This window comes from Tianweitania populi (genome assembly GCF_014652875.1).
GTDB lineage: Bacteria > Pseudomonadota > Alphaproteobacteria > Rhizobiales > Rhizobiaceae > Tianweitania > Tianweitania populi.
Genome location: NZ_BMZQ01000005.1, coordinates 91,332 through 104,675, shown reverse-complemented (window position 1 = coordinate 104,675; position 13,344 = coordinate 91,332). Strand labels below are relative to the sequence as shown.

Sequence of the window (13,344 nt, the reverse complement as noted above, 5' to 3'; positions counted from 1 at the left end):
ATCAGCAGCGAGGCTCCCGTGTTACGTCAACGCCTCACACGCCCTTGCGATGCGCGACAAGGCTTCGGTGAGTTCCGCCTCCGACGTTGCATAGGAGATGCGGAAGAAGGGCGACAAGCCAAAGGCAGAGCCCGGCACCACCGCGACATGCGCATCGCTCAGCAGGTAGTTGCAGAAGTCGGAGTCTGTTGCGATCACCCGTCCATCCGCAGTCTTTCGGCCTAACAACCCGGCACAGCCGGAGAACGTATAGAACGCGCCTTCCGGCACCCGGCAGGTAATACCTTCGATCGCATTCAGGCCTGCTACAACCAGATCGCGACGGCGCTGGAAGCTGGCTTTGCGCTCTTGGAGGAACGACTGGTCGCCGTTCAGAGCGGCTACCGATGCCGCCTGGCTGACAGATGACGGACACGACGTTGCCTGGCTCTGCACCACCGACATCGCCTTGATCAGCGCCTTGGGTCCACCGGCATAGCCGATGCGCCAGCCGGTCATGGCATAGGCCTTGGACACGCCATTGACCGTCAGCGTGCGGTTCTTCAAGCGCGGCTCTATCGCGGCGGGCGTGACGAAGCGGAAGTCGTCATAGGTGATGTGCTCATACATGTCGTCGACGAGCAGCATGACCTGCGGATGGCGCAAGAGAACGTCGAGCAGCGGCCGGTAGTCCGCTTCGCTATAAGCCGCACCCGATGGGTTGGACGGCGAGTTCAGCAGCACCCACTTCGTCTTTGGCGTAATTGCCGCGTCCAGCTGTTCGGCGGTCAGCCGGAACCCAGCTTCGGCCGTACAGGTGACAAGCACCGGCACGCCTTCGGCGATCTGCACGATATCGGAATAGGATGTCCAATACGGCGTCGGGATCACCACCTCATCGCCCGCATTGAGCGACGCCATCATGGCGTTAAACAGGATCTGCTTGGCGCCGGTCGCAACCGTGATCTCGTCCAGCACGTAATCGACATTGTTCTCGCGCGAAAACTTGGCCTGAATTGCCTGCTTGAGGGCGGGCGTGCCATCGAGCGCGGTGTATTTCGTGTCGCCGGCCATAATGGCTTCGACCGCGCCTTGCTTGACGAAGTGCGGCGTGTCGAAGTCCGGTTCGCCGGCACCCAGAATGATGATCGGCTTGCCTTCGCGCTTCAGCGCCTGAGCCCGCGCGCCGATGCGCACGATCTCCGACACGTCGATCCGGGCGATGCGCGAGGCCGGCGCGAAGCCGGCCTCTTCAACGGGAGTAGGAGCGTTCATCGAAACCGCCGCTTACTCGATGTCGAACGAAACGCCCTGCGCCAGCGGCAGAGCCTTCGAATAGTTCACGGTGTTGGTGGCGCGGCGCATATAGGCTTTCCACGCATCCGAACCGCTCTCACGACCGCCGCCGGTTTCCTTTTCACCGCCGAACGCACCGCCGATTTCCGCACCGGACGTGCCGATATTGACGTTCGCAATGCCGCAATCCGACCCGTCAACGGCCAAAAAGCGCTCGGATTCCTGCATGTTCAGGGTGAAGATCGACGAGGAAAGACCGGCGCCGACATCATTATGCATGCGCAAGGCTTCGTCGAACTCGGTGTACTTCACGACGTAAAGGATCGGCGCGAAGGTTTCTTCCAGCATCGGGCCGGCATGATCCGGCATCTCGATCAAAGCCGGCTTGACGTAATAGGCCTCGGCCGCACCCGTATCAACGCGGTCACCGCCGGTCACCTGACCGCCGATTGCCTTGGCCGTTTCGATCGCCTTCTGCATGCCCTCGAACGCTGCCTTGTCGATCAACGGGCCGACCAGTGCGCTGGTTTCCAGCGGGCTGCCGACCGACACGCTCTCATAGGCCTTCTTCAAGCGCGGCAGGAGCTTGTCATAGACATCCGCGTGAACGAACAGGCGGCGCAGCGTGGTGCAGCGCTGACCGGCCGTGCCCATCGCACCGAAAGCGATCGCGCGAAGCGCCATGTCAAGATCGGCCGATGGGCAGACGATGCCCGCATTGTTACCGCCGAGTTCGAGGATCGAACGAGCGAAGCGCTTTGCCAAACGCGGACCAACCTCGCGGCCCATGCGGGTCGAACCGGTCGCCGAAACCAGAGCCACCTTCGGATGATCGACCAGCACTTCGCCAATCGAGCGGTCGCCGACCAGCACCTGCGAAATGTCGGCCGGCGCATCGCCGAAGCGCTTGATCGCACGGTCGAAGATCGCCTGGCAGGCCAGTGCCGTCAGCGGCGTCTTTTCCGACGGCTTCCAGACGACGGTGTTGCCGGCAACGATCGCCAGCGCGGTGTTCCAGGACCAGACAGCAACGGGGAAGTTGAAGGCGGAGATCACGCCGACGACGCCGAGCGGGTGCCAGGTTTCCATCATGCGGTGACCCGGACGCTCGGTTGCGATGGTCAAACCGTAAAGCTGGCGCGACAGGCCGACGGCGAAGTCGCAGATGTCGATCATCTCCTGAACTTCGCCGAGACCTTCGGATGGGATCTTACCGGCTTCGATCGAAACGAGGCGGCCGAGATCGGCCTTGGAAGCGCGCAGCTCTTCGCCCAGCAGGCGGATCAGCTCGCCGCGCTTGGGCGCCGGCACCAGACGCCAGTCGCGGAACGCGTTTGCGGCCCGCTCGATGATCGCGCCGGCATCGGCTGCGCTGTGCACCGGCAAATCGGCGATCTTCTCGCCGGTCACAGGCGTGAAGGATGCCATCGTGCCACCCGAAACGGCCGTGTCGGCGACGCCCAGCTTGGCAAGCAGCGCCCTGGTTTCAGTTGAAACGCTCTTTTCCGTCGATTGCGTGTCCATGAAAATGCTCCCTGATTTTCGTTGATGGGTCAGGCCGATCCGAAGCGGACCGCGCCGAGTTGGGCGGGCGAGGTGATGGCTTTCAAGCCATCGGCAAGCGTGCGACGCGTCGCATCGGTGTAAAGATCGTAGAACATCTGGTTCTTGCGGCCGATGCCGTGTTCGGCCGAAAAGCTGCCGCCGAACTGTTCGACCGCAACGGCATAGACCCATTCGCGTAGCGCGGTTTCGACCTCGGCGTCGTGGTGAGCACCCCTATCGAACACCAGATTGAAGTGCACGCCGCCATCGCCGATATGGCCGAAGTCGCAGATCAGGACGCCCGGAAACTTGGCAGGTAGCGCGTCCTTCATCCAGTCGCAGAAGGCAATCACATCCTGGCGGCGGAAGCTGAGGTCGAACCCAACCAGCCGGCCGCGATGCTTCACCCCTTCCGACAAAGCATGGCGCAGCGCCCACATTTCCTGAGCGGGACCGACGAAGGCGTCGAGAAGCGGCGCGCCATCCAGCTCCCAGATTTCAGCCAACACGCTTTCCAGCACCGCATCCAGCGCCTGTTCGCCCTCGCGCAAATCCCAGTCACGGCTGACTTCGGTCAGGATGACGTAATCCGGCACGACGCCGTTCTGAAATGGATTGCGAAGGGACGGCACATGCGCCAGCGTCGCTTCCACCGCGTTGCGGGACATGCCCTCGAAGGCCGAAAGGTAGCCTCCCAGCCGCCGTTCCATCGCCGCCAGAAGCGGCATCACGGCCTTGCCATCGCGCGGCACCAGAAGCGCGGTCGCGATCTGGCGCGGCAAGGCTTCCAAGTTGATCTCGCATTCCGTGATGATGCCGAAAGCGCCCGAGGTGCCGATAAAGACCTGCTTCCAGTCAACGCCGGTGTTGTTCTTGCGCAAGCCTGACAGGAGATCGAGCACCGTGCCGTGCTCGTCGGCCAGCACCACCTTGATGCCCAGCACGTTGCGGCGGACGTCGCCGAACTTCAGAAAGCGCGATCCGCCTGTGTTCGTCGAAAGCATGCCGCCGATGCCAGGATCGGCGCCAAGATCGATCGGGAACTGCAAGCCGTGCTCTTCCAAGCGCCCGTTGATATCGGAAAGGCGAAAGCCCGCATCGACATGCAGCGACCGGTTCTCGACATCGAGCGCAAAGGTCTTCGTCAGCCGATCGAGGCTGAGCACCACCTGATCGCCGCTTGCATCCGGCGTCGAGCCTGAAACCACACCCGTATTGCCGGACTGCGGCACGATCGCGATGCCGTTGCGCACGCAATAGGCCACCGCCAAAGAGACCTGCTCCGTATCGCGCGGACGCAGGACCAGCGCGGCCTCCCCGCGATCATAGCGCGCACCCGTTTCATAGCCGGCACGATCGCCGGCTTCGACAAGCACGTTCTCTGCGCCGATCAAGTCGGCCAGCGCGGTATGATGGGTGGAGGCGATCATCCCTCCGGCTTATTCCGCCGCCTCCAACTTGCCAAGAGCCGCCAGACAGCTGTCGAGCGAGGCTTGCTCGATCGCCGCGTAATGGTCGAACTCGTTGAGCACGGCCGCGCCGAGATCGGCTTCGAAGCGCATCTGGTTCGGGCTCGCCTGAAACTCCTGCGCCGCATCGTCTCCAAGGTTGGACTGGAAGATACCGGCTGCACTGACTGGCAGAAAGTCTTCATAGGTGATCGGGTCGAAGCGCACCAAGCCTTCGGCAACCAAAGCCTCGATATCCGCATCAGGCCGCGGCGCCGACTTTTCACCCGCTGCGGTCAGCGAATAGGTGAAGTAGCCAAGGCCCGCCGCTCGGATGCCCGCCCAGTCATCCGGGAACTGCTCGAAGGTCTCGCCCAAGGCTGCGACATAGGCATCCGCATTCGACCCATCGGCAGCAGGACGCACCTTGCTACGCGTTTCGGTGAGCAGCTGATCATAAAGCGCTCTGCCCTTCGGCGTCAGCGCAACGCCGCGCTGCTCGATCTCGCCGAAGCGCGCGGTATGCGAGCCGGACTTCCAGGACCCGTCTTCCGAGCGGAACGACACCGGCTCTTCCAGCGCCTTGAACGATGTCTGCCGCAGCAGGATCGGGCAAACACGCGTCGGCGGTCCTTCCACGATCGCCTTCGGCGCGATAGCGCGCGACGGCATGAGGTCCTGCACGGCGTCGATGTCGAGCGTGCGCGGCGTCAGATGGTTGATGTGCGGACCCTTGAATGACACCACATCGGCAATCAGGCGATGCGCATCGTGCAGGCGGTGATACATGTCTTCAGACACATTGGCCTTGTCATGCCAGCGAAAGGTTTCCAGCACCTGCTCCACGAAGCGGTCGGCATCGGCCTTGTCGAGGCCACCGTTCTTCTCGGCCTTTTCCACGAGCGCGACAGCCTCATCGGTGAAGATTTGACGCTTGTTCAGGATGGCCTCGGCCTCGGCTCGCAAGGTTTCGTCGGCAATCAGGTCCAGCCGCAGCAGCGAGGTGAAGACGCGAAACGGATTGATCGACAGCGCGTCCTCGCCAACCGGGCGGAACGCCGTGGAATGAACCGGCACGCCGGCCTCCGACAGATCGTAGTAGCCGACCGGGAACATGCCCATCACCGCAAACACGCGGCGCATCATCGCGAGCTCGGCCGGCGTTCCCAAGCGGATCGCGCCGTGACGCTCTTCTGAGATGCGGTCGAGCGAGTTCGTGGCATCGAGGCTGTCACGCAAGGCCGGGTCTGCCGCCAGAACTTTCCCGTTCACCTCGGCAACCAGTTCCATCAACGTGCCGTAGGCCGGAACTTCCGTGCGGTACATCGCAGACATCGCGGCGGAAAAACCGGCGCGGATCTCGCTGGCGGCAACGTGTTGACCCATCTGGCTTCCTCATCCGGCAAGAATGTGGTTGATACAGGATCGGGATCATAACAGGCGAACACACGCCTTGCTCACGATTGAATCGACTGACTTGATGCGAAACGCGCATGAACCTCGCTAGACGCTATCTTCCGGACCTCGGTGCCCTGCAGGCTTTCGAATGCGCCGCGCGGCATGGCAGCTTCACGCGTGCGGCCCAGGAACTCAGCCTGACGCAAAGCGCCGTCAGCCGTCAGGTTAAGGATCTCGAACAGCATCTCGGCACGCTGCTTTTCGAGAGGGTCCGCCAGCGCGTGGTTCTGTCTGATGACGGCAAGCGCTTCCTGCCAGAAGCCCGTAAGCTCCTGCATCAAAGCGAAACCACGATGCTGCGCGCCATGGCCTCCGCCGATGCAAGGCAGACGCTGAGCGTTGCCACGCTGCCCACCTTCGGCAGCCGCTGGCTGAGCCCTCGCTTGCCGAATTTCATAGAGGGTCATCCGGGCGTAGTGCTCAACATCGGGTCACGCTCCGAGCCCTTCGATTTCGAGGAACAAGATTTCGACCTCGCAATCCATTATGGCCAGCCAGTCTGGGCGCGCGCGAACGCGATCTATCTGTGCAGCGAAACGATCATCCCGGTCGCCAGCCGCACCCTTCTGGATTCGTCCCCACGACCTGAGGGTACCATGACGGCAGCAGCCCTTGCCGAGCAGCCGCTGTTGCAACTGGCCACCCGTCCAAAACTCTGGTCGCAGTGGTTCGCTATGGCAGGCGTCGAAGCGCGCACGGCCTTTCGCGGCCACCGTCTCGACCAGTTTTCCATGATCATCGAGGCCGCGATCGCCGGCATGGGTTATGCGCTGGTGCCGCGCTACCTGATCGAAACGGAGTTGCGGACCGGCGCGCTTCAAGTCGTCGTCGACCTGCCGCTGCAAACCGAAAACAGCTATTACGTCGTCACGCCAGAGGCCAAGCAGACCCTGCCGCTGGCGCAGCAGTTCACCGACTGGCTGCTCGGACAGGTCAGCAGCAGCGCGAACTGAGCGGTCTTCTTAAAACAAAAAAGCGGAGCCTCGGCCCCGCTTTTTCAATCGTGTTCCGGAGGATCAACCCTTCGGGCTGAGATCCAGCTTGAACCACTTTTCCGAGATCTTGGCCAAGGTGCCGTCGCTCTTTAGTTCGGCCAGCGCCTTGTTCAGGATTTCCTTCAGCTCGCCGTCTTCTTTGCGAACACCAAGGCAGACATTTGTGGCCTGAATGCCGCCGACCAGCAGGGGTCCGCTGATCTTGAGCGCACCATTGCTCTTTTCCGCACGATCGCGCGCAAAGACGACGTTATCATACTGAGCGTCGAGACGACCGGCTTCGAGATCGAGAAGCACCTGTTCCGAGGATTTGTATGAACGAACTTCGACCGCGTCACCGAAGTTCTCCTCAACGAATTGCAGCTGGCTGGTGGACAGCGAACCACCCAGCGTCAGCCCCTTCACGGCTTCCTTGATCTCGGCAAGCGCCGCCTTGCCTTCTTCCGTTTCGCTCGACAGGCTCTCGCCATCATGCGGCAGCTTGGCCAGCGGACCATCGGCTGCAGCGAGGAAGGTGTTGGGCGTAATCACGTAGGGATCGGAAAAGTCAATCGTCTTGCGGCGCTCCGGGTTCGGTCCCGCCGTCAGTATCACGTCGAACTTACCGGCAACCAGTGACGGGATCTGGCTGTCCCAATCCTGCGCGACGATGTTGCATTCGAGCTTTGCACGCTTGCAGACTTCGTTGATGACGTCGAGGTCGAGACCTTCGAGCTGGCCGTTTGGCGCCGTTGCGTTGAAAGGCGGAAATGCGCCTTCCACACCCACATTGACGGTCTTCCATTCCTTGGCGCTGGCGGCACCAGCAAAGGTCAAAGCCGACAGCGCGCAGGCTGCGAGAACAGTGATTGTCTTGTTCATTCCATTTCTCCTCTGGGCGGCAATAGCGTGCCGCCAGACGTTGTTCTTTCCCCTGAGCGGACGATTTTCGCCGCTCTTCGGATCAGAACCTGCCGTGTCGCCGCGCAGCTGAAAAGCGGAACTTCGTTCTCATATGTGAATTGCGTTCACTGACAGGTACATTCCTGTCAGCTGCATGCTGTTTTCGCATGTCTGACGACGTCGGCATGGCTCGCGAACCAGATCCCCTCGTGGCCCCGAATATGCGCAATCAGCTCCTCCAGGATCCACAGGCGCGAGCGATGGCCGATGATGTCGGGATGCATGGTCAGCTGAAAGATGCCGCCTTCCTGATAAGCCGCATCGAACTCCCGCATGAAGATCTTGAGGATGTCATGCGGTGCGATCTGAGGCCGCAACCCGCCCCAGCGATCCATAACAAGGTAAGCGGCATCGTCGCGAATCCATTCCACAGGCAGCTCGATGACGCCGGAGGGCTGACCATCCATGAGCAGTTCGTAGCAATCCACATCCGCCATGAGCGAGGAATCATAGAGCAGCCCCATCTCGGCCGAGATCGCGAGGGTTGCGTCGCTGAAGTCCCAGGACGGTGTGCGGATGCCGATCGGACGTTCGCCGGTGATCGCTTCCAGCGTGTCGGCAGCCTTCAACGCCAGATCGCGCTCCGTATCGGCATCGAGAAGGGTGTTGCGCTCGTGAATCCAGCCATGCAGGGCAATCTCGTGGCCATCCGCCACAAGGCCGCGTTGCTCGTCCGGGTAATGGATCGCAGATACTGCCGGCACGAAGAAGGTCGCCGGAATGCTGTTGCGCGCCAATAGCGCCTTGATGCGCGGCACGCCCTGGCGCGGGCCAAACTGGCCCTGCGACAGCGCAGAAATGGAGCGGCCGCCATCGCGTAGCTCGAATGTGTCGTGATCGGAATCGAAGGACAGCGCCACCGCACAGCGCGCGCCGCCCGGCCAGCTCTCTGGCTTCAGCGCGCGTCCGGCACGAGCGCGGTTGAGTATGGTTTGAAGCCGCTCTTCCGGCCAGGTCCAGGTCGGCAGAACCGTTGTATCGGCGCTCATGGCTTCGGTCCTCCGCTGACCGACAAGGTCTGGCCACTGATATAGCTGGCGAAGGGGGAGGCCAAAAACAGAACGGCGTTGGACAGGTCTTCCGGTACGCCGATGCGGCGCAGTGGGATTTCTTCCAGCATCGCCTTCTGCCCGGCCTCCCCATAAGAGGCCCACTGCCGTTCGTAATCTGGGCTCGTCGGCAGGAAGCCGGGCGCAACCGAATTGACGTTGATGCCGAAGGGTCCGAGTTCATGACCAAGCTGACGGGTCAAACCGATGAGCGCTGCCTTCGCGCTGGCATAGGCCTGGATGCCCGTCAGGCTAACGCCGAGACCGGCGCCGCTCGAGATGAACACCATCTTGCCCGCGCCGCGCTTCTTCATACCGGGCACGAGCGCCTTTGCGACAAGAAACGCGCCGCGCACATTGACGCCGTAGATCTTGTCCCAGTCTTCCGCCGGAACCTCTTCCACCGGCTTGGCGCGCTGGCCGAGCACACCACCGGCAACATGCACGAAGATGTCGAACCCGCCGCGCGCTTCTTCCTGCGCAGCGAATGCCGCCAGTCCAGCCTCATCGATGACGTCGAGCAGCACGGTTGTCACCGCGCCGCCCCGCGCCGGCACGACCGACGTTACCTCGGCAAGCGCCGCCTCGTTGACGTCGCTCGCCGTGACGTCCGCGCCCTCTTGCGCAAAGGCCGCGCAGATCGCACGCCCAATGCCTTGCGCTGCTCCCGTTACGAGAACGCGCTTTCCTTCAAACTGGATGTCCATTCCTGCCCTTGTCCGCTGTTCGGTAGCCAAGTCGCTGGCTGAGTTCCTCGGCCGACTGAACCACCGCCTCGATCATGCTTTCGCGACGTGCGGCAAAGCGGGTCGAAACCGTCGCCATGTTGAGTGCCGCGACCACCTCGCCGCTCGCGTCGCGCACCGGCGCCGCCACGCCCGATCCGCCAACGACGGCTTCCTCGTCGCTGATCGCGAAACCGTCCTCGCGCGTTTGTTCGACGATGCGGCGCAGCTGAACACGGTCGATCACCGTTTGCGGCGTGATCTGCACGATCCGCTCCTTGGCAAGATAGGCCGCGACCTTTTCCGGCACCCAATGCGCCAGAAGCACGCGGCCCATGGCGGTGCAAAAGGCCGGGTCGGAGCCCGTCAAATCGGAATCGAAGCGGATGGACTGGTTGCTGACGCTTTTGGCGAGGATCTTCACCCGCCCATCCTTGCGCCGCGCGCCGAGGAACACGGTTTCCTCATGCCGGTCGCGCAGGGCATCCATGATCGGCGCGGCTACGGCGATCAGCGACGCTTCGCCGCCGCCCGCCCAGCCCGGACCGTTCCGGAAGGCTTCGTGGATGGCGTAGGCCTCGCCATCGTTGCGGACGACATAAGCGCGCGCAACAAGGGTCGCCAGAAGATTGAAGGTGCTGCTCTTGGGATAACCAAGTTCGGATACGATCATCTTCAGCGTCAGCGGCTTTGGTGAACGGGCCAGCAGTTCGAGGATTTCCAACACCCGAACCGCCGATTTCACCTCTGAGTTCTGTTCTTGTATGTGAACCATATTCTTATTGAAGAATTTGGCTTGGACATATCATCATTGCGGCCGATTGAAAAGGATCGGAAGTAACATGATGGAAGGCACGAAGGTCGCGATCGTCACGGGTGCGGCTCGCGGCATCGGCAAGGCCTGCGCACTGGATCTCGCCCGCGCCGGCTACAACCTCGCTTTGGTGGATCTGCTTGAAAAAGAGCTGAGCGAAACAACCGCCCTTTGCGAAGAACTCGGCATCAAGGCAGTCGGCTTCGTGGCGGATGTGGCGAGCCATGCGCGGGCCGGCGAGATCGTGGAAGCAACGGTCGCGCAGTTCGACCGCGTCGACTTCCTTTTGAACAATGCCGGCCGTTCCGCGCCTGAAAGCATCCTCGACATCACCGAAGACCAGTTCGACCGCGCCATCGCGATCAACCTGAAGAGCTGCTTCAACTATATCCAGCACACCGCGCCGCACATGATCCGCAATGGCGGCGGCCGCATCGTTTCGATCTCATCGCTGAACGCCTTCACCGGCGGCGTCACGCAGGCCGTCAGCCGCTTTGCTTACGCCGCGGCCAAGGCCGGCATTCTCGGCATGACCCGCTCGCTTGCCAAGGAACTCGGACCGCACATCGCCATCAACGCGATCTGCCCCGGCGTGATCCAGACCGAGATCGACACCGACTTCACGGCACGCGAGGAAGAAACCAAGAAGGGCATCGCGCTCGGCCGTCTCGGCACCGCCGATGACGTCGCCCGCCTCGTGACCTTCCTTGCGACCTCCGAACCCTGCTTCATGACCGGTCAGGCGCTGACCGTGGACGGGTTCCAATTCAACATCTGACCGCCTGAACCGGCTAAAACAAGAAGGCAGGGAATGGCAGAGTTCTTTGGTTTGTTGAGCTTCGGCCCCGATGGATGGGGCCGATCCCTCGTGAGTGCGGCCGGCATGACCGTGGCAGTCGCGCTTTGCGGCTTCCTGCTCGGCACCGTGATCGGCGGCCTGCTCGCCTGGGCGCGGCTTGCCGGCAATCTGGCATTCCGCGTTGGCTCCGACACCTACACGACGGTGCTGCGCGGCATTCCCGATCTTCTCGTGGTCTATCTCTTCTATTTCGGCGGCAGCCTGCTGGTGACCAATGTCGCGGCAGCCTTCGGCAGCGAAGGGTTCGTCGGCATACCGGCCTTCGTTGCGGGTGCGGCCGCGATCGGCGTCGTGTCCGGCGCTTATCAGGCCGAAGTCTTTCGCGGTGCCTTTCGCTCGCTTCTCCCCGGCGAGATCGAAGCCGGCCGTTCCGTCGGCATGAGCCGCTTCCTTCTGTTTCGCCGCATCATCGCGCCGCAGGTTGTCCAGCACGCTTTGCCGGGCATCGGCAATATCTGGCAGATGGCCTTGAAGGAGTCGGCCCTGATCTCCGTCACCGGCCTGGTGGAACTGTTGCGCCAGTCGCAGATCGCCGCGGGCTCAACCCGCCGGCCCTTCGAGTTCTTCCTGATCGCCGGCGCCATCTTCCTCGTCATTGCCTGGATCTCGCAGCATCTGTTCCAGTATCTGGAAAAGCGGACGGCGCGCGGCGTGCGTCTGGAAGGAGCGGCCTGATGGATTTCGCCTTCATCGGCCAAACCTTTTTGCAGCTTCTGGGCGGCATTCCGCTCACTCTGAAGCTTGCAGCCGTCGCCTTTCTCATCGCCTCCGTGCTGGCCGTGCTGATCGCCATCATCCGCACGAGGAAGATCCCGGTTCTCGACCAGATCGCCGGCTTCTACGTCTTCGTTCTGCGCGGCACGCCGCTGCTCGTGCAGATCTTCCTGATCTATTACGGGCTCGGCCAGTTCCGCCCGACCTTGCAGAGCCTCGGTCTGTGGCAGTTCCTGCGCGATCCTTACTGGTGTTCGATCCTGGCGCTGGCGCTCAACAGCTCGGCCTATGCCAGTGAGATCCTGCGCGGCGGCTTGCGCTCGGTGCCAGTGCGCGAGATCGAAACGGCGCGCGCTTACGGCATGTCGGGCCTGCGCCTTTACCGCCGCATCATCTTGCCGATTGCAATCCGCCGCGCCTTGCCAGGCTATGGCAATGAGCTGATCCTGATGGTGAAGGCAACGTCGCTCACCTCCACCATCACCTTGATGGAAGTCACAGGGATCGCGGCCAAGCTGATCTCCGAGAGCTATCGCCCGGTGGAAGTGTTCATCGCCGCCGGCGTCATTTATCTGGCCATCAACTTCATCCTTACGCGCGTCATCGCCCTCCTCGACTGGTGGCTGACGCCGCATCTTCGCCGCCCACGGATCGTGGCTGCCAAGCTGGAACCTGCTCATGCCTGACCATTCTTCCCAGCCCGTCGTGTCGCTGCGCGACATCCACAAGCATTTCGGCGCGCTAGAAGTGCTGAAAGGCATTTCTCTCGAAGCGCAGAAGGGCGAGGTCATCGCGATCCTCGGTTCGTCGGGATCGGGCAAGAGCACGATGCTGCGTTGCATCAACATGCTCGAACTGCCGACCGCAGGCGAAGTCGCGATCAATGGCGAGGCCATTCGCCTGAAAGTGACGCGCAATGGCCCGGCCATTGCCGACCAGAAGCAGATCGACCGCATCCGCACCCGCGTCGCCATGGTGTTCCAGAGCTTCAATCTCTGGTCGCATATGACGATCGAGCAGAACCTGATCGAAGCCCCGATCCATGTTCAGGGCCGCCATCGCAGCGACTGCATCGCCGAAGCCAAGGCGCTACTCGACAAGGTCGGCATAGCCGACAAGATCGACGCCTATCCCGCCCATCTCTCGGGCGGACAGCAGCAGCGCGCGGCGATCGCACGGGCACTCGCCATGCATCCCGATGTCATGCTGTTCGACGAGCCGACCTCCGCGCTTGATCCCGAACGGGTCGGCGAGGTGCTCAAGGTCATCCGCGCCCTGGCGGAAGAAGGGCGCACCATGCTGGTCGTGACCCACGAAATGGCTTTCGCGCGTGAAGTCGCCAGCCGCGTCATCTTCCTGCATCAGGGTCGTATCGAGGAAGACGGTCCGGCCAAAGAAACCTTTGCCAATCCGAAGTCCGAGCGCTTCCGCCAATTCATCGCCACGGCGCACAATCACTGACGAACGAAGCCCAAGCGGCACTGCCGTGTCGCTGATCGCTCGGCGACAGTGAGATAAAA

At 62.2% G+C, this 13,344-nt stretch carries 13 protein-coding genes; 5 read left to right on the top strand and 8 right to left on the bottom strand.

The features are described 5' to 3' along the window. Positions 1-21: 21 nt before the first annotated feature. The 4 genes from IE166_RS18960 to hglS are packed head-to-tail and all read right to left on the bottom strand — an operon-like array spanning position 22 to position 5,654. A complete protein-coding gene (locus tag IE166_RS18960) occupies positions 22-1,254 on the bottom strand; it encodes a pyridoxal phosphate-dependent aminotransferase (RefSeq protein WP_189507064.1) in 1,233 nt (410 codons plus the stop codon). Positions 1,255-1,266: 12 nt separating this feature from the next. Then, on the bottom strand, positions 1,267-2,799 hold the full coding sequence (gene amaB / locus IE166_RS18955) for an L-piperidine-6-carboxylate dehydrogenase (RefSeq protein WP_189507061.1): 1,533 nt from the start codon (positions 2,797-2,799) through the stop codon (positions 1,267-1,269). A gap of 29 nt (positions 2,800-2,828) precedes the next feature. After that, the gene (locus tag IE166_RS18950; protein ID WP_189507059.1) at positions 2,829-4,250 is read right to left on the bottom strand and encodes an FAD-binding oxidoreductase; all 1,422 of its coding nucleotides are present in this window, start codon (positions 4,248-4,250) and stop codon (positions 2,829-2,831) included. 9 nt (positions 4,251-4,259) lie between these two features. Beyond that, complete coding sequence (hglS, locus tag IE166_RS18945; RefSeq protein ID WP_189507057.1) at positions 4,260-5,654, bottom strand: 2-oxoadipate dioxygenase/decarboxylase HglS; 1,395 nt, start codon at positions 5,652-5,654, stop codon at positions 4,260-4,262. Positions 5,655-5,761: 107 nt separating this feature from the next. Between hglS and IE166_RS18940 the strand changes: the two genes are divergently transcribed. Continuing rightward, entirely contained in the window at positions 5,762-6,679 is a 918-nt protein-coding gene (locus IE166_RS18940; RefSeq protein WP_189507055.1) for a LysR substrate-binding domain-containing protein, read from the top strand. Between the two features lie 63 nt (positions 6,680-6,742). Here the strand turns inward: IE166_RS18940 and IE166_RS18935 are convergent, their stop codons facing one another. The 4 genes from IE166_RS18935 to IE166_RS18920 all read right to left on the bottom strand — a co-directional run bounded on the left by IE166_RS18935 (position 6,743) and on the right by IE166_RS18920 (position 10,182). Beyond that, the gene (locus tag IE166_RS18935; RefSeq protein ID WP_189507053.1) at positions 6,743-7,582 is read right to left on the bottom strand and encodes a transporter substrate-binding domain-containing protein; all 840 of its coding nucleotides are present in this window, start codon (positions 7,580-7,582) and stop codon (positions 6,743-6,745) included. 167 nt (positions 7,583-7,749) lie between these two features. After that, entirely contained in the window at positions 7,750-8,652 is a 903-nt protein-coding gene (locus IE166_RS18930; RefSeq protein ID WP_189507051.1) for a polysaccharide deacetylase family protein, read from the bottom strand. Beyond that, on the bottom strand, positions 8,649-9,419 hold the full coding sequence (locus IE166_RS18925; protein ID WP_189507049.1) for an SDR family NAD(P)-dependent oxidoreductase: 771 nt from the start codon (positions 9,417-9,419) through the stop codon (positions 8,649-8,651). Before IE166_RS18925 ends, IE166_RS18930 begins: the two co-directional genes overlap by 4 nt. After that, entirely contained in the window at positions 9,403-10,182 is a 780-nt protein-coding gene (locus tag IE166_RS18920; RefSeq protein WP_244641591.1) for an IclR family transcriptional regulator, read from the bottom strand. Before IE166_RS18920 ends, IE166_RS18925 begins: the two co-directional genes overlap by 17 nt. Positions 10,183-10,279: 97 nt before the next feature. Between IE166_RS18920 and IE166_RS18915 the strand changes: the two genes are divergently transcribed. Genes IE166_RS18915 through IE166_RS18900 form a run of 4 tightly spaced genes read left to right on the top strand, consistent with a single transcriptional unit; the run spans position 10,280 to position 13,285 of the window. Next, positions 10,280-11,029 (top strand): SDR family NAD(P)-dependent oxidoreductase, encoded by a 750-nt coding sequence (locus tag IE166_RS18915; protein ID WP_189507045.1) that lies wholly within the window; start codon positions 10,280-10,282, stop codon positions 11,027-11,029. A 33-nt stretch (positions 11,030-11,062) separates the two neighbouring features. Next, positions 11,063-11,785, top strand: coding sequence for an ABC transporter permease (locus IE166_RS18910; protein ID WP_189507043.1), 723 nt, complete (start codon positions 11,063-11,065; stop codon positions 11,783-11,785). Further along, positions 11,785-12,510, top strand: coding sequence for an ABC transporter permease (locus IE166_RS18905; protein ID WP_189507041.1), 726 nt, complete (start codon positions 11,785-11,787; stop codon positions 12,508-12,510). Before IE166_RS18910 ends, IE166_RS18905 begins: the two co-directional genes overlap by 1 nt. Continuing rightward, positions 12,503-13,285, top strand: coding sequence for an ABC transporter ATP-binding protein (locus IE166_RS18900; RefSeq protein WP_189507039.1), 783 nt, complete (start codon positions 12,503-12,505; stop codon positions 13,283-13,285). The genes IE166_RS18905 and IE166_RS18900 overlap by 8 nt, the downstream gene beginning before the upstream one ends. The last annotated feature ends 59 nt before the right edge of the window (positions 13,286-13,344 follow it).

Bases quoted from the DNA above. Each gene is read 5' to 3' on its own strand.
- IE166_RS18960 (WP_189507064.1), bottom strand. From the start codon at position 1,254: ATGAACGCTCCTACTCCCGTTGAAGAGGCCGGCTTCGCGCCGGCCTCG.
- amaB (WP_189507061.1), bottom strand. From the start codon at position 2,799: ATGGACACGCAATCGACGGAAAAGAGCGTTTCAACTGAAACCAGGGCG.
- IE166_RS18950 (WP_189507059.1), bottom strand. From the start codon at position 4,250: ATGATCGCCTCCACCCATCATACCGCGCTGGCCGACTTGATCGGCGCA.
- hglS (WP_189507057.1), bottom strand. From the start codon at position 5,654: ATGGGTCAACACGTTGCCGCCAGCGAGATCCGCGCCGGTTTTTCCGCC.
- IE166_RS18940 (WP_189507055.1), top strand. From the start codon at position 5,762: ATGAACCTCGCTAGACGCTATCTTCCGGACCTCGGTGCCCTGCAGGCT.
- IE166_RS18935 (WP_189507053.1), bottom strand. From the start codon at position 7,582: ATGAACAAGACAATCACTGTTCTCGCAGCCTGCGCGCTGTCGGCTTTG.
- IE166_RS18930 (WP_189507051.1), bottom strand. From the start codon at position 8,652: ATGAGCGCCGATACAACGGTTCTGCCGACCTGGACCTGGCCGGAAGAG.
- IE166_RS18925 (WP_189507049.1), bottom strand. From the start codon at position 9,419: ATGGACATCCAGTTTGAAGGAAAGCGCGTTCTCGTAACGGGAGCAGCG.
- IE166_RS18915 (WP_189507045.1), top strand. From the start codon at position 10,280: ATGATGGAAGGCACGAAGGTCGCGATCGTCACGGGTGCGGCTCGCGGC.
- IE166_RS18910 (WP_189507043.1), top strand. From the start codon at position 11,063: ATGGCAGAGTTCTTTGGTTTGTTGAGCTTCGGCCCCGATGGATGGGGC.
- IE166_RS18905 (WP_189507041.1), top strand. From the start codon at position 11,785: ATGGATTTCGCCTTCATCGGCCAAACCTTTTTGCAGCTTCTGGGCGGC.
- IE166_RS18900 (WP_189507039.1), top strand. From the start codon at position 12,503: ATGCCTGACCATTCTTCCCAGCCCGTCGTGTCGCTGCGCGACATCCAC.